Annotated in this window: 18 protein-coding genes; 6 read left to right on the top strand and 12 right to left on the bottom strand. The window is 72.5% G+C overall.

Annotated elements, in window-relative coordinates:
- Window positions 1-95: 95 nt before the first annotated feature.
- From Q0116_RS12190 to Q0116_RS12175, 4 genes are all read right to left on the bottom strand, one after another.
- Window positions 96-281: a hypothetical protein gene (locus Q0116_RS12190; protein WP_099289029.1), complete on the bottom strand. Its 186-nt coding sequence runs from the start codon at window positions 279-281 to the stop codon at window positions 96-98.
- A 73-nt stretch (window positions 282-354) separates the two neighbouring features.
- Window positions 355-1,173, bottom strand: a complete 819-nt coding sequence (gene hisF, locus Q0116_RS12185; protein ID WP_297888684.1) for an imidazole glycerol phosphate synthase subunit HisF — start codon at window positions 1,171-1,173, stop codon at window positions 355-357.
- Between the two features lie 46 nt (window positions 1,174-1,219).
- Window positions 1,220-2,305, bottom strand: a complete 1,086-nt coding sequence (locus tag Q0116_RS12180; protein WP_297888681.1) for a glycosyltransferase family 2 protein — start codon at window positions 2,303-2,305, stop codon at window positions 1,220-1,222.
- A 108-nt stretch (window positions 2,306-2,413) separates the two neighbouring features.
- On the bottom strand, window positions 2,414-2,686 hold the full coding sequence (locus Q0116_RS12175) for a helix-turn-helix domain-containing protein (RefSeq protein ID WP_149797282.1): 273 nt from the start codon (window positions 2,684-2,686) through the stop codon (window positions 2,414-2,416).
- A gap of 151 nt (window positions 2,687-2,837) precedes the next feature.
- Between Q0116_RS12175 and Q0116_RS12170 the strand changes: the two genes are divergently transcribed.
- Together Q0116_RS12170 and Q0116_RS12165 are read left to right on the top strand one after the other, a co-directional pair.
- Window positions 2,838-3,230 (top strand): PPOX class F420-dependent oxidoreductase, encoded by a 393-nt coding sequence (locus Q0116_RS12170; RefSeq protein WP_297888676.1) that lies wholly within the window; start codon window positions 2,838-2,840, stop codon window positions 3,228-3,230.
- A 132-nt stretch (window positions 3,231-3,362) separates the two neighbouring features.
- The gene (locus Q0116_RS12165) at window positions 3,363-4,082 is read left to right on the top strand and encodes a class I SAM-dependent methyltransferase (RefSeq protein WP_297888673.1); all 720 of its coding nucleotides are present in this window, start codon (window positions 3,363-3,365) and stop codon (window positions 4,080-4,082) included.
- Between the two features lie 108 nt (window positions 4,083-4,190).
- On the opposite strand, the gene Q0116_RS12160 is transcribed toward Q0116_RS12165, so the two are convergent.
- A complete protein-coding gene (locus tag Q0116_RS12160) occupies window positions 4,191-4,601 on the bottom strand; it encodes a TRAM domain-containing protein (RefSeq protein ID WP_297888671.1) in 411 nt (136 codons plus the stop codon).
- Window positions 4,602-4,738: 137 nt separating this feature from the next.
- Here Q0116_RS12160 and Q0116_RS12155 point away from each other — a divergent pair, with 137 nt between their 5' ends.
- Together Q0116_RS12155 and Q0116_RS12150 are read left to right on the top strand one after the other, a co-directional pair.
- Window positions 4,739-5,833 carry a polymer-forming cytoskeletal protein gene (locus Q0116_RS12155; RefSeq protein WP_297888669.1) on the top strand — a complete coding sequence of 365 codons (1,095 nt, stop codon included), beginning with the start codon at window positions 4,739-4,741 and terminating at the stop codon, window positions 5,831-5,833.
- 100 nt (window positions 5,834-5,933) lie between these two features.
- Window positions 5,934-6,839, top strand: coding sequence for a dihydrodipicolinate synthase family protein (locus Q0116_RS12150; protein ID WP_297888666.1), 906 nt, complete (start codon window positions 5,934-5,936; stop codon window positions 6,837-6,839).
- A 37-nt stretch (window positions 6,840-6,876) separates the two neighbouring features.
- Here Q0116_RS12150 and Q0116_RS12145 read toward each other — a convergent pair whose 3' ends face one another.
- A complete protein-coding gene (locus tag Q0116_RS12145) occupies window positions 6,877-7,644 on the bottom strand; it encodes a YkgJ family cysteine cluster protein (RefSeq protein ID WP_297888663.1) in 768 nt (255 codons plus the stop codon).
- Window positions 7,645-7,761: 117 nt separating this feature from the next.
- Between Q0116_RS12145 and Q0116_RS12140 the strand changes: the two genes are divergently transcribed.
- The gene (locus Q0116_RS12140) at window positions 7,762-8,205 is read left to right on the top strand and encodes a DUF5788 family protein (RefSeq protein WP_297888660.1); all 444 of its coding nucleotides are present in this window, start codon (window positions 7,762-7,764) and stop codon (window positions 8,203-8,205) included.
- Window positions 8,206-8,236: 31 nt separating this feature from the next.
- On the opposite strand, the gene Q0116_RS12135 is transcribed toward Q0116_RS12140, so the two are convergent.
- From Q0116_RS12135 to Q0116_RS12110, 6 genes are all read right to left on the bottom strand, one after another.
- Window positions 8,237-8,707 carry a Rieske 2Fe-2S domain-containing protein gene (locus Q0116_RS12135; protein WP_297888658.1) on the bottom strand — a complete coding sequence of 157 codons (471 nt, stop codon included), beginning with the start codon at window positions 8,705-8,707 and terminating at the stop codon, window positions 8,237-8,239.
- 59 nt (window positions 8,708-8,766) lie between these two features.
- Window positions 8,767-9,366, bottom strand: coding sequence for a hypothetical protein (locus Q0116_RS12130; protein ID WP_297888655.1), 600 nt, complete (start codon window positions 9,364-9,366; stop codon window positions 8,767-8,769).
- 79 nt (window positions 9,367-9,445) lie between these two features.
- Window positions 9,446-10,411, bottom strand: a complete 966-nt coding sequence (locus tag Q0116_RS12125; RefSeq protein ID WP_297888652.1) for an aminotransferase class IV — start codon at window positions 10,409-10,411, stop codon at window positions 9,446-9,448.
- Window positions 10,408-11,061: an aminodeoxychorismate/anthranilate synthase component II gene (locus Q0116_RS12120; RefSeq protein WP_297888649.1), complete on the bottom strand. Its 654-nt coding sequence runs from the start codon at window positions 11,059-11,061 to the stop codon at window positions 10,408-10,410. Before Q0116_RS12120 ends, Q0116_RS12125 begins: the two co-directional genes overlap by 4 nt.
- Window positions 11,058-12,719: an anthranilate synthase component I family protein gene (locus Q0116_RS12115; RefSeq protein WP_297888646.1), complete on the bottom strand. Its 1,662-nt coding sequence runs from the start codon at window positions 12,717-12,719 to the stop codon at window positions 11,058-11,060. Before Q0116_RS12115 ends, Q0116_RS12120 begins: the two co-directional genes overlap by 4 nt.
- Window positions 12,720-12,776: 57 nt before the next feature.
- Window positions 12,777-13,349 (bottom strand): helix-hairpin-helix domain-containing protein, encoded by a 573-nt coding sequence (locus Q0116_RS12110; protein ID WP_297888643.1) that lies wholly within the window; start codon window positions 13,347-13,349, stop codon window positions 12,777-12,779.
- Between the two features lie 103 nt (window positions 13,350-13,452).
- Here Q0116_RS12110 and Q0116_RS12105 point away from each other — a divergent pair, with 103 nt between their 5' ends.
- Window positions 13,453-13,911, top strand: coding sequence for a transporter (locus tag Q0116_RS12105; protein ID WP_297888640.1), 459 nt, complete (start codon window positions 13,453-13,455; stop codon window positions 13,909-13,911).
- Window position 13,912 lies beyond the last annotated feature (1 nt).

Genomic DNA, 13,912 nt, shown 5'->3' with positions numbered 1-13,912 from the left:
TGCGCCCGCCCCGCGGCTGGGGCTTTGGAGGTATCCGTGACCGCTCCGCTAGCACCGATTCATAAATACACGCCGAAGCCGCTGCCAAACAGATATTATCGCCACTCGTCGCGGGGAACGCAGTCGGACTCGCGGACCGTGATCCACCGGGTGGTCCGCTCGTCCGGGTCGACGTCCCGCTCGAAGAACGTCACCTCGCCGCCGCCGTCGCCGTCGGTCCGTTTACAGACGAGCTCGGGCGACTCGTCGCGAACACGCGCGGATGACGTGGACGTGGACATACGTCACGATTGATCCCCGGTCGGATAATAACTGTTGGTTTCAGTCGGTGAGTAATAGAAACTACAAAAGTAGTTAGCGCCGCACCGGGACGCCGCGATCGTCGAGGTACGCCTTCGTCTCCTCGATCGAGTAGTCACCGAAGTGGAAGATGGAGGCCGCGAGGCCGGCGTCGGCGTCCGCCTCGGTGAACACGTCGTACATGTCCTCGGGACTGCCGCAGCCGGAGGAGGCGATCAGCGGGGTCGAGACGGCCTCGCCGACCGCCTTCATCAGGGGGACGTCGTAGCCGTCCTTCGTGCCGTCCTTGTCGATGGAGTTGACGAACAGCTCGCCCGCGCCGCGCTCCTCGGCCTCCTTCGCCCACGAGACGGCGTCGATCCCGGTGCCCTCGCGGCCCCCCTTCTTCGTGCACTCGAACCACACCGTCTCGCCGTCCTCGTCCTCGTAGAAGTGGTCGCCCGCGTCGTCGTACCGCCGCCGCGCGTCGACGGAGATGACGATGCACTGGCTGCCGAAGGCGGCCGCCCCCTCGTCGATGAGTTCCGGGCGCTCCAAGGCGCCGGTCGTGATCGAGACCTTGTCCGCGCCCGCTCGGAGGGTCTCCTTGATGTCTTCCTTCGTGCGGATACCGCCGCCGACCGTCAGCGGGATGAAACACTCGTCGGCGACGCGGTTCACCACGTCGAGCATCGTCTCGCGGCCGTCGGCGCTGGCGGTGATGTCGAGGAAGACGAACTCGTCGGCCCCCGCGGCGTTGTACTTCTTCGCCAGTTCGACGGGGTCGCCGGTGTACTCCAGATTCTCGAAGTTGACGCCGGTGTACACCGCGGCGTCGCCCTCGTCGTCGAGGTCGACGTCGATACAGGGGATGATACGCTTCGTGAGTCCCATTCGTTGTCGGGGCGTTGACCGCGCCCGCTGTTAAAATGCGCGGGGCTCACTCGACGTCGGTGGGGGCCTCGCTCCGCTCGCCCCGCTCCGCCCGCCGGTCGTACTTCGCGACGGCGCGGTCGGCGCGCGTCGAGATGCCGTTCGGGTTCCGGGCGGGGCTCCGGTCCCGGCGGCGCGCGACCAGCCCGTCGGAGGTCCCGCCGGTGAGCCCGAGGAGGACGTCGCGTCCGGTCGCGGCCCACCGCGTGGGGGTCGACTCGCCGCGGACCACGTCTTTCGCCGCGGCAACCGCGTCGGCGAGCGCGTGCGACCCGGTCCGAAGGAGGACCGTGGGGCGGACGCCGTAGTTCTTCAACAGGCGGTAGGCGAGCCCGCGGTACTTCCAGCCCCACTCGCTCGCGCTGCGCCCGCCGTCCGCCGCGGTCGGGGTCGGGAGCTCCTTCCGCGCGGCCAGTCCGGACCGCCACGCGACCTCGCGGTCCATCCGCGCGAGCCGGTGTGCGGCGTCGCGCGCGCCGCCGACCCGGAGGTACTCGTCGAAGCCGTCGAGGTCGCGGAGGGCGTCCCGCCGGAACGCGACGTTCCCGCTCTCGAAGTAGGTGACGTCCCGGCCGGCGATCCGGTTGCGCTCCGGCTCGTTCGGGCCGACCGCGTCCGCGTCGTCCGGCGTCCCCGGACCGGTCCCGGCGGCGTCGGTCTCGACGTCCGACCTCGCGGCGTCGGCCTCGACGCCCTGCTCCGCGGTTTCCGCTCCGACGCCCGTCGCCCCGGCGTTCGGCTCGTCCAGCGGTATCGGCGTCACCGGGCCGGAGGCCACGGGCGCGACGTCGAGGCCCTCGGCGACCGCGTTGCGCCACCCCGGCTCGACCCGATTGTCGTAGTCGACCAGCGCGACCGCGTCGCCCGTCGCCACCTCGATGCCGGCGTTGCGGGCGACGTTCACCGTGCGGTCGGAGATCTCGACCAACACGTCGACGTCGCCGCGGTCGCGAACCATGCCGGTCGTGCCGTCGGCCGAGGGCCCGTTGACGACGATCACCTCGGCGTCGGGGGCGTCGGCCGCCAGCGCGTCGAGGCAGGCGGCCAACCGGTCCCGACCGTTGAGCGTCGGGACGACGACCGAGAGGTCCATACGTGCGGTTATCGGGGCGAGGAGGTAAAAAGGACTGCGTGTGTGCGTCCGGTCCGGTCGTCTCGCGTCGATTCGACTACGAGCCGGGAAAAACGGCGTCCGACCCGCTCAGACGGTCAGGTAGTACACCTGCTTGCGCGCGTCCTTGAAGCTGTACCGCGAGTCGACGAGGCCCTCCTCTTCGAGGCGGTTGAGCGCGTAGCGGACGGTGCGGTCGGGCAGCAGCGACTCGTCGGCGAGGCCGCCCTGCGAGAGGGGGGCGTCCCCCTCCAGTACCTTCGCGACGAGCTTTGCGCTGGGGGGAAGCTCGCGCAGGCGGTCGCGGTACTCGGTCTCCGACAGGCGGTCTTGGTCAGCGGTCTCCGCGGGACTGGTACTCATGTCTCACACGAATTCCACGAGTAGTGGTAAAGGTTGGCTACATATAGGGGAATCTGCCTGTGATAATATAATGTCTTAATATTACTTCTCACCGGGCTATCATAGACGATCGATCAGGCGTATTTTCCGGGGGCGGCCCGTACCCCGCGGCGTGATCCCCGAGTCCCACGTCGACATCCTCGAGGCCGAGTCGTACGCCCACTTCGCGACCGTCGGACCGGACGGGCTCCCCCACGTCACGCCGGTGTGGGTCGACCACGAGGACCGCGAGTACGTCCTCGTGAACACCGCCCGCGGGCGGCGCAAGGAGCGGAACGTCCGCGAGAACCCGAAGGTCGGCGTCAGCGTGCTCGACCCAGACGACCCGTACCGGTACGTCTCCGTCCGCGGGGAGGCCGAACTGACCGAAGAGGGCGCTCGCGAACACATCGACGAGCTCGCCCGCCGGTACTTCGGCGTCGACGAGTACCCCCACCACGACGAGGAGGAGGGCGCGCGCGTCATCGTCCGGATCCCCGCCGAGAACGTCGCCACGAGCGGCTGATCGGCCGGGTCTCCGGAGCGTTCGGGCCGCTCGCAGCGGCCGCGATCGCGTCGAAGCCGACCGACCGCAGCGGGGTCCGCGCCGGACCGCATCCAGTACGGTTTTGTCGGTCCGGCGTCCATCACGGACAACGTGAAGGGACAGGACTGGTACCAGGCCGACGAGGTCGCCGAGGAGTACGACGACCTCAGGTTCTCCGGAGGCGGACAGCTCATCGATCGCCGCGAGAAAGCGGCCGTTCTCGCCGCGTTAGGTCCGATCGACTCGGGCCACCGCGTGCTGGAAGTCGCCTGCGGCACCGGTCGGTTCACCACGATGCTCGCCGACCAGGGCGCGGACGTCGTCGGGCTCGACGTCTCGCGCGAGATGCTCGAACAGGCCCGCGAGAAGGTGGCGGCCGCCGGCCACGCCGACGCGGTCGAGTTCCTCCGCGGCGACGCCTCGCGGCTCCCGTTCCCCGACGACCACTTCGACACGGTGGTGGCGATGCGCTTTTTCCACCTGATGGACGACCCGACCCCGTTCGCGAAGGAGCTCCGCCGAGTGAGCCGCGATCAGGTGTTCTTCGACACGTTCAACAGCCGCAGCCTCCGGACGCTGTACACCTGGCTCCTCCCCATGGGCTCGCGGCTCTACTCCGAGCGGCAGGTCGCCGCCATGCTCGGCGAGGCGGGGCTCACGCTCGCGAACGAGGAGCACGACTTCGTGTTGCCGTACGGCTTCTACCGCGAGCTCCCGGGCCCGGTCGCGAAGCCGTTCCGGGCGATAGACGAGCTCGCGGGGGAGACGATCCCGGGCGACTACGTCGCCTCGGTGTCGTACTGGGACGCTCGGGTGGCGGACGAGGAGTGAGCCCGGCGCGACGCGCCGGATCCGGCCTGTCCCGCCGACGCGGATCGACTTCTCGACCCTTCCTCTTCGTGTCGGTCGACACCGACGATCTGACGGTTTCGCCGCCGGTCAGCCGGCCTCTTCGACGACTTCGCCGACGGCGAAGTTGGACTTCACTTCGGTCACTTCGATCTTCACGCGCTCGCCGACCTCGGTGTCGGGGACGATGATCACGTACCCGCGCTCGACGCGGGCGATCCCGTCGCCCTGCTTGCCGAGGTCCTCGATCTCGACGTACCGCATCTCGCCCGGCTCGACCGGGGGCTGCGGCCCGTCGTCGCTCCGCGTCGAGGTGGCGTCGGCGTCGTCCGCCGAGGCGGTTCCCCCGTCGTGGGCGACGAGCGCGACGCGGTACGTCTCGCCCGGTTCGAGCGAGCCGGTGTCGATCTCGCGGTTGGGCACGTCGACGACGTACTCGCCGTCGTCGGTCTCGCGAACTTCCGCGCTGAACAGACAGAGGAGCTTCTCGGAGATTTCCATAGTAGACTCCATCGGAGGCTAGTCGCGGGCCAGTATAGTTGTACCGCCGACACTGTCAGGCGTCCCGGGGATCCGCGCGAGGGCTCCGATACCAGTTGACGAATACACATATGTACTTCGACAGAGATGTCCCGCGTATGGTTCTCTCAGACGGTCGCACGCGCAGCCGGGTCGCCCTCGTCCTCGCGGTGGTGGCGCTCCTCTCCCCGCTCGCGACGGGGGTCGCGGCGGCCCAGTCGATACAGAGCCCCTCCGGATCCGTGGTCGTCGCCGAGGGCGAGACGGTCGACAGCGTCGAGACCGCGGCCGCGACGATAATCGTGCGCGGCACCGTCGAGGGCGACGTCTCCGGCGCGGCCGGGTCGATCCGGATCGCCGAGACGGGGCGCGTCGGCGGGAACCTCCGGGCCGCCGCCGGCACCGTCGCCATCGACGGGACGGTCGGCGGCGACGCCGAGGTCGGCGCCGGCTCCTTCGAACTGACGGAGACCGGGCGGGTCGACGGCGCGCTCGACGTCGGCGCGGGGTCGGTAACGGTCGACGGCGGCGTCGGCGGCGACGTCCGCGCGGCCGGTGACTCGGTCGTCCTCGGCCCGAACGCGGCCGTCGACGGCGAGTTCCGGTACGACGCCGAGACGTTCACGCGGAGCCCGGACGCGGCGGTCGCCGGCGACGTCGTGGAGGACCCGAGCCTCGGCGGCACCGTCGGTATCGGCCGCGGCGGGGGGGACCTCCTGCCCCCGTGGGCCGGTGCCGCGTACGGCGTCGCCGCCAACCTCGCGCTCGGCGCGGTCCTCCTGTTCGCGTTCCCCCGGTTCTCTCGGCGGGTCGGCGACCGCGTCGGCGCCGACCCGCTCGTCAGCGGCGGCGTCGGCCTCCTCGGGCTCGTCGTCGCCCCGGTCGCGCTCCTCCTCCTCGCGATCACGATCGTCGGGCTTCCGCTGGCGCTCGTCGGGTTCGCGGCCTACGGCGTCGCGATCTGGGTCGGCTCCGTCTACGGGCAGTACGCCCTCGGCGCGGTGGTCCTCGACCGACTCGACAGCCCGAACCGGTGGCTCGCGCTCCTCCTCGGCGTCGTCGCGGTCGCCCTGATCGGGCTCCTCCCGTGGGTCGGCGGGGTCGCGGAGCTGCTCGTCCTGCTGCTCGGCCTCGGCGCGCTCGCGCTCGGCCTGTCCGACGCGTACCGCGATCGCGGAACAGCCGCCGATCCGGAACCGGTCGCCGCCGACTGACGGCGCGACTCGCGAGTCCGCTCCCGACTCGGGGCCGCGCTCGCGGCCGGCGGCCCCCCCGGCACCAACGACTTTGTCGCCGCTGCGCGAAGGGCCGCCCATGCCGATCCTCGACCTCCCGGACGCCGCCGTCTCGCCCCCGATCGTCACGCCGTTCGACGCCGACGGCGACGTCGACGCCGACGCGCTCGCGAACCACGTCGACGCGCTCGTCAAGGCCGGCCTCGACGGGATGGTCCCCTGTGGAACGACCGGCGAGTTCGCCAGCCTCGCCGACGCCGAGCGCCGGACCGCGGTCGAGACGGTCGTCGACGCGGCCGACGGGCGGGTCCCGGTGATCGCCGGCGCGGCCGACACCGCGGTCTCGCGGGTCCGCGACCACCTCTCGGCCGCCGCGGCCGCCGGAGCCGACGCGGGGCTCGTCACCCTCCCGTACTATCACACGTCGACCGACCCGGCGGGCCAGCGGGCGTTCCTCGACGCCGTCGTCGACGACCCGCCGCTCCCGGTGCTCCTGTACGACATCCCGGCGACGGTCGGCGAGTCGATCGACGTCGACGTCCTCGCCGGCGCGGCGGATCGGGAGTCGGTCGTCGGGATGAAGGACACGACCGGCGACCTCACGCACCTCGAGGCGAAGATCGGCGCGACGCCGGACGCCTTCGCCGTCTTTCAGGGGGTCGACGCGCAGCTCTACCCGAGCGCGAGCCTCGGCGTCGACGGCGGGATCCACGCCCTCTCGCAGGCGATCCCGGAGGTGTTCGTCGCGCTCGCCGACGCGATACGCGACGGCGACGACGACCGCGCGCTGGCGCTCCACCGCCGCGCGGTCGCGCCGCTTTTCGCCCGCTGCGCCGACCACGGCTTCGCGCCCGCGACGAAGGTCGCGGCCGCGCACCGCGGGTTCGTCCCCGACCCGCGCGTCCGCCCGCCGCTCACGCTGCCCGACGAGGCCGATCGCGAGCGGATCCGCGCGGACGTGGACGCGGCGCTGGACGTCGTCTGAACGCGGCGATCGCGGGGCGCTGACTGCCGGTCTATCTTTACTCGCCGCCGATCGGCGTCCCATCGGCCGCCTTCGGGCCCTCGGAGTCGAAGACGACGACGTCGCCGTCGGTCCGCTCGCTGGCGGCCGGGTCGTAGCCGTCGCGGACGCCGATCGCCTCCTCCAGTTCGCGCACCGCGCGCTCCTTCAGCGCGGCGGCCAGCTCCTCGGCGTCCTCCCGGGAGATGTCGCGGCCGAGCCCCTCGCACTCGTGGGCGCGGACGACGCCCGCCTCGTCGACCGCCTCGCCCATCGGCTGGCTCGTCCCGTCGAGGGCGACGCTGAACGGGTAGGTCCGACAGATCAGCGGCCGGGCGTCGTGGACCGTACACGCGCCCTCCCCGCCCGACTCCTCGTAGAAGGTACAGTCGCCGCAACCGTCGGTCGCGAGCGCCCACTCGAACGTCTCGCCGCTCGGCTCCCCGTCGGCGTCCGGCTCCAGCCCGAACGGCATCGGTCGCGCGACGTCGCGCCAGTCGTACGCCTCATCGAACTCGGCTTCGGCGGCGTCGGCGACCCGACGGACCTCGTCCGGAAAGACGGTCGCGGTATGGGGTTCGCGGTCGGCGTCGTCGCCGTCGTGGCAGCCGGACTCGGCCTCGTCGACTCCCGCTCCCGCGGGCGCGCCGCCCGGTTCGTCGGGGGCGTAGCCGGTACAGCAGCCGCCACAGCGCGTGCACTCGAACCCGATCGACTCGATGGCGTCCGCGAGGTCGGCGACGTCGAGGTCGCGGGCCGCGGCGAGTTCGGCTTCGAGCGACTCCATACCCGCTCGTTACGTCGCGCCGGGGTTAACGTCGTCCCTTCCGCTCACGGGGGCCGGTCGGCGGCGGCCGCGCGCCGGGCGAAGGAGCGAAGTGCGGTCGCCGCCTACCGGACGGGCGTGAAGGAGTTCGAGCGGAAACAGCTCTTAGAACGGGTCAACCGAGAGTCCTCGACGGTCGGCGTCGACATCCCGGAGTCGATCGAGATCCAGGGCGAGGAGATCGACCTGCGGTCGTTCGTCTTCGAGATCAAGCGCCGCGACTCGGTCCCGCCCGGCGAGCGCGACCGCGTCGACCGCGCAAAGCGGAACCTGCGGCGCGAGCGGCTCGACCGGCTCGAACCGATCGAGGAGAACGAGGTGAGCTACGAGGAGGGCGAGGAACTGGCGTCGTCGATCATCGGGATCGACCGCGCGCTGGAGGCGCTGGAGGGGCTCGACGCGCCCGACCCCGAGACGGAGGCGAAGCGGCAGGAGGCCGCCGACCGGAAGCGCTGGATGAGCTTCCTGAAGAAGGCGCTCGGCCGCGACGACGGCGGGGGCGGCGGTCGGACGCGCTTCTGACCGGGTCGACGGCGCTCGCCGGTCGCGGGGCTCAGTTCCCCGTGAAGTCGATCCGCGATCCGCTGCCGTCGCCCTTCCCGGCGGAGGGACCGAGCCGGACGAACTCGTAGGCGTCGTCGTCGAGGTACACCGCCCCGTCCGCCACCGCGACGCCGACCGACTCGAGGACGGCCCCCTCGCAGGGCCCGAAGTTACAGTAGCCGCCGTCGGCCTCGAAGGTGGCCCCGTGCTTCTGACAGAACACCTCCCCGTTGCGCACGAACGCCCCGTCGTCCTTGTCGAGGCGCACGTCCGTCCAGTGCTGGCAGTAGTTCCGGAACGCGCGCACCTCGCCCGCGGCCCGGGTGACGACCGCCTCGACCTCCGGCGACCCGTCCTCGCCCTCCCCGAGGTCGCCCTCGCCCTCGTCGACCGTCTCGGCGTCGACCGGGCGCAGCGTCGCGAGCAGCGTGCTCTCCTCCGGAACGTCTTCGACGCCGGCGATCCGGCGGCTCTCGTCCATGTCCGTGGGAGGCCGGCGACCGGCTTGAACGTTGCGCGTTCCCCGGCCGGAGACTCCCCTCAGACCCCGAGCCACTCGTCGTCGCGGACTTCGTGGCCGCGGTCCCGGCAGTAGCTCGCCGCCTCCCGGCGGACCGCCCGCGACCCCGGGACCGACTCCGTCTCCGCGATCCGGTCGACGACCCAGTCGGCCACGGCGCGGACGCCCTCCTCGTCGTCGAGCGCGTCGACGCCGCTCAGGGCGCGGAAGGTCCGCTCGAACGCCTCCTGTTGCGACCGGCCGAACTGCCCGTCCGGGAGCGCCGCCGCCGCCTCGACGACGCGTTTCATCGCCGCCGCGACGGCCGGGCGGCGGGCGCGCTCCCCGACCGTCGCCGGCGCGTCGAACGCCTCCACGTCGGCGTCCGGGATCAGGTCGGCGACGACGTAGATGCGGGCCGGCGACTCGAGCTCGCGCTCGCCGACCGCGGCGACGATCTCCCGGCCCGTCGCCGGGAAGGTCAGGGGTTCGAGCGCCGCTTCGAGGTCCCCGACGGCCGCGTCGTCGACCGGCGGTTCGGCCTCGTCGCCGCGGGCCAACTCCTCGTCGACCTCGCGCCGGCGCTGCCGTCGGTCCTCCTCGGCCGCCTGCTTCTCCCGTCCGTCCTTGGTGTCTGCCATCCGATAACTACGGTGTCAGGTGGCATAACTGTGTGCCCGAAATCCGTCGAGCGAGCGCGAAAGGCCGCGTTTCGTCCGTTCACAGCCGCTCGCCGTCGTAGTACCGCTCCTCGACGCGCCGGTCGAACAGCCGCGAGAGGAGCGTCGTGAGCGGCCCGGCGACCCCCTCGCCGTCGCCGTCGACCGCGATGCCGTCGACGGTCGCCACGGGACGGACCTCCCACGTGGAGTTCGTGAGGAACACCTCGTCGGCCTCGCGGACCGCGTCCGGCGCGTACGTCCCCTCCTCGACCGGGATCCCCTCCGACTCCGCGATATCGATCACGGTCGCGCGGGTGACGCCGGGCAGGATCGGGCCGTCGAGCGACGGGGTCCGGAGCGCGGCCCCGTCGGCGAAGAAGAGGTTCGCGGTCGCGCCCTCGGCGACGTTCCCGTCCGGGTCGAGCATGAGCGCCTCGTCCGCGCCGGTGACGCGGAGTTCGAGCCGCGCGAGGATACCGTTGAGGTAGTTGTGCGTCTTCGCCGCGGCCGGCAGCGCGCGGCTCGCGGGCTTGCGGGTCTTGGTCGTCTGGAGCGTGGCGGGACCGTCGTGGGCCGGGTCGCTCCCGACGCCGCCGCGGGGGAGCGGCTTCGCGATCACGACGACGGTCGGGTCGACCTCGGGGCGCGGGTCGAGCGTGCCGGGCTGGACCCCCCGGGTGACGGAGAGCTTCACGTACGCGTCCGCGAACGAGTTCGCGGCGAGCGTCTCGTCGACCCGCCGTTTCAGCTCCGCGCCGGCGATCTCGTGGTCCAGTCCGAGCGTCTCGCAGGTGTCCGCGAGCCGGTCCGCGTGCGCGTCCCACCGGAAGATCTCGCCGCCGTACGCCCGCATCGTCTCGAAGGCGGCGTCGCCGTAGGCGAACCCGCGGTCCTCCACCGAGACGGTCGCCTCCGCGGCGGGGACCAGCTCCCCGTCGACGTGGTACACCCGGTCGCCCTCGTCTGCCGCCGCGGACCCGTCGCCGTCGCCGGCCGGCGCGCCCTTGTCGTCCGCGCCGCTCATCGCTCGCACGCCTCCACGAAGTTCCGGACCATGCGCTTCCCGCGGGGCGTGAGGATGCTCTCCGGGTGGAACTGGACGCCGACGTGCGGCTTCTCCCGGTGGCGCACGCCCATCACGACCTCTCGCTCGTCCTCGGTGCGGGCGGTCTCGACCAGCTCGTCGGGGAGGTCCTCGCGCTCGACGCACAGCGAGTGGTACCGCCCGACGCGGAGCCCGTCGGGGAGGCCGGCGAAGACGCCCTCGCCGTCGTGGGTGATCGTCGAGGGCTTCCCGTGGACCACGTCGGGCGCGTGGCCGACCCGGCTGCCGCGGCTCGCGCAGAGCGCCTGGTGGCCGAGGCAGACGCCGAACACGGGGCGGTCCAGCTCGAAGAGCGCGGTCGATATCCCGGCCTCGGCGGGGGTGCCCGGGCCCGGCGAGACGACGACGCCGTCCGGGTCGAGCGCGCGGACGCCCGCGAGGTCGACCGCGTCGTTCCGCCGGACCGTCACCGCGCCGGCGACCTCGCCGACGTACTGGACGAGGTTGTACGCGAACGAGTCGTAGTTGTCGACGACGAGAATTCGCGCGTCGGCGTCGCCCGCGCCCGGCCGCCAGCCCCCGTCGGCCGGTCCGGCGGCGGGCTCCGAGTCGGCCTCGTCGGCCGTCATCGCTCCACCGCCCCCTCGACCGGCTCGTCGACCGCCATGCCGCCGGCGGCGAGCGCCTCGTCGACCGCGCTCACCAGCGCCCGCGCCTTCGCGAGCGTCTCCTCGTACTCCGCGTCCGGGTCGGAGTCGTGGACGATCCCGGCCCCGACCCGGAGGTGGTACTCCGCGGCGTGGCGCACGAGCGTCCGGATGACGATGTTCAGCGTCGCGCGGCCGTCGAACCCGGCCGCGAACATCGACCCGGTGTAGGGTCCCCGACGCGTGGGTTCCAGCTCGTCGATGATCTCCATCGTCCGGGGCTTCGGCGCGCCCGTGATCGTCCCGCCGGGGAAGCAGGCCGCGACCGCGTCCGCGAGCCCCACGCCCCGCCGCGCCTCCCCTTCGATCAGGCTCACGAGGTGCATCACCTCGCTGTACCGGTCGACGCGGCGGTACTCGCTCACGTCGACCGTGCCGAACCGCGACACCTTGCCGAGGTCGTTGCGCTCCAAGTCGACCAGCATCGCGTGTTCCGCGCGCTCCTTCTCGTCGCCGGTCAGTTCGGTCTCCAGGTCCGCGTCCGCCGCCTCGGAGTTCCCTCGGGGGCGCGTCCCCGCGATGGGCTCCGTGACGAGGCGCGCGCCGCGCTCGGGGTCGGCGGTCGGCTCGCGCTCCAAGAGGAGCTCCGGGCTCGCGCTCACGAGGTCGACGCCGGTCGGGCGGTCGCCGAGCTCGATCAGCCCGGAGTACGGGGCCGGGTTCACCGCCCGGAGGGCGTCGTACGCGTCGACCGGGTGGACCGCGGCCGGCGCCGTCAGCCGCTGGGAGACGTTCGCCTGGAACGTGTCGCCCTCGCGAATGTACTCCTTGACCCGCCGGACCGCGTCGGCGTACCCCTCCCGGCCCACGTCGCTCTCGAAGGTCGCGTGGTCCGCGGTCGGATCGGGGGCCGCTGTCGACCCCGGTTCGCCGGCCTCGATCCGGTCGATCAGTCCCGCCGCCCGTTCTCGCCCCCCGTCGAACAGCGCGTCGAGCGCCTCCCTGTCGGCCGCCGGGTCGTCGAGCCCGGCCGGCACCCGGGGACAGGCGGTGACGCGGAGCGCGACGGACTCGGACTCGCCGTCGGCGTCGACGGGGCACTCCCAGGCCGCGATCCGGTCGAACAGCGCGGCCTGAAGCCGCGGCAGTCCGCGGTCGTCGACCGCACCGGGGCCGTCGGGGGCGGCGGGCGGGAACTCCTCCAGCTCGCGGGCGGCGTCGTAGGAGAGCCAGCCGAACGCGCCGCACGGGTACGGCACCTCGCAGTCGCCGCGGGCCAGCGCCTCGCCGTCGAGGACGCCCTCCAGCGCCGACAGCGACGGCGACGGGCGTCGGTAGTCGCCCGCGGGCCCCGCGCCGTCCTCCGCCCCGGATCGGCCGCCCTCACCGCCCACGTCGGCGACGACCGCCTCGCCGGAGACGGTCACCCGCTCGATCGGGTCGACGCCGAAGTACCCCCAGCCCGACTGGCCGCCGGTCGTCTCGTAGAAGATCCCGCCCGGGCCGTCCCGGGCGCGACGGTAGGCAGCGAAGGGGTCGTCGACGGCGACCCGGAGCTCGACCGGGACCCGCGCCCCGTCCGCCGCCGCGGCCGCGACCGCGCGGAACCGGTCTCGATCGGTGTGTACCGCTCGCCTCATGTGACGCTCTTCGCCGGAGGCGAGGAAACAGTTGCGGTCGCCCGAACGCGGCCGGCCTCAGAACTCGTTCGCGCGGTCGATCCACGTCGCGGCGCGCTTCTCGCCGACGCTCGCCCCCTCGGCCACCGCGGCGGCGTCCGCGCCGGCGAGGTCGCCGACGGTCTCGATGTCGATCCCGGCGAGGCGCTCGGCGTACGCCGGGCCGATCCCCTTGATCTCCTCGACGCTCGGCCCGCGGTCGTCGTCGTCGACCGCGACGTCGTCGTCGCCGCCCGCCGCGGCCTCCGCCGGCTCGGCCGCGTCGTCCGCCGCCTCGTCGACGAGCGACTCGGTCGAGGCCGCGGCCTCCGTCTCCGTCGCGACCGGCTCGTCGCCCTCGTCGGGTTCGGCCGCTCCCGCCTCGGCCTCGTCGATCACCGCTGCCGGGTCCTCCGCCTCGTCGTCCGGCGTCGAACTCTCCGCCGACTCGCCGGCCGCGGACGGGCTCTCCGTCGCCTCGTCGTCGTTCGCGGCCGGCTCGGCCGCCGGTTCCGACTCGCGCTCGACGGTCACTTCGGTCTCGCCGGACTCGCGCCCGCTCGAACCGCTCCCGAATCCGAGCTTCTCTTTGAGCTTCTGGAGTAGGGCCATTACCGACGGCTACACGTGGGAGATATTTAAAAACCGTCTCCGGGGGGCTCCGCCGTCGTCCCGTCTCGCCGGTTTATTAGTGTTCCCGGGGCGTCTCCCGGGTATGGACGTTATCAACCCCGTCATGTGGTCGGTCCACGTCGGCTTCGCCGTCCTCTGGGTCGGCAGCGTGCTGTTCGTCACCCTCGCGGTCCTCCCGCCCGCGCTCCGCGGCGACATCGGGACCGCGGCGCTCGACTCGGTGGTCGGACGGCTGCGCTGGATCACGCGGATCGGCGCGCTCGCGTTCGTCCTCTCCGGCGGGCACATGGCGGGCACGCTGTACACGCTCGAGGCGCTGACGGGCACGCCCCGCGGCCACCTCGTGTTGACCATGCTCGGGCTGTGGTTCGTCGGCACCGGGCTCGTCGAGGTCGCCGGCTCGAAGCTGGCCGACGGGCTCGACGCCGACAAGCTCCGCGAGCCCGCCCGCGACGCCAAGCCGTTCCTCTACGGGGCGTCGGCCGTCTCCGTCGGCCTCATCCTCACCGCCGGACTGCTCGCCAGCCCGGGGCTCGTGTAGT

The sequence above is a fragment of the uncultured Halorubrum sp. genome, from assembly GCF_937146585.1.
Classification (GTDB): domain Archaea; phylum Halobacteriota; class Halobacteria; order Halobacteriales; family Haloferacaceae; genus Halorubrum; species Halorubrum miltondacostae.
This window is presented reverse-complemented; position numbering and strand designations above follow the sequence as displayed.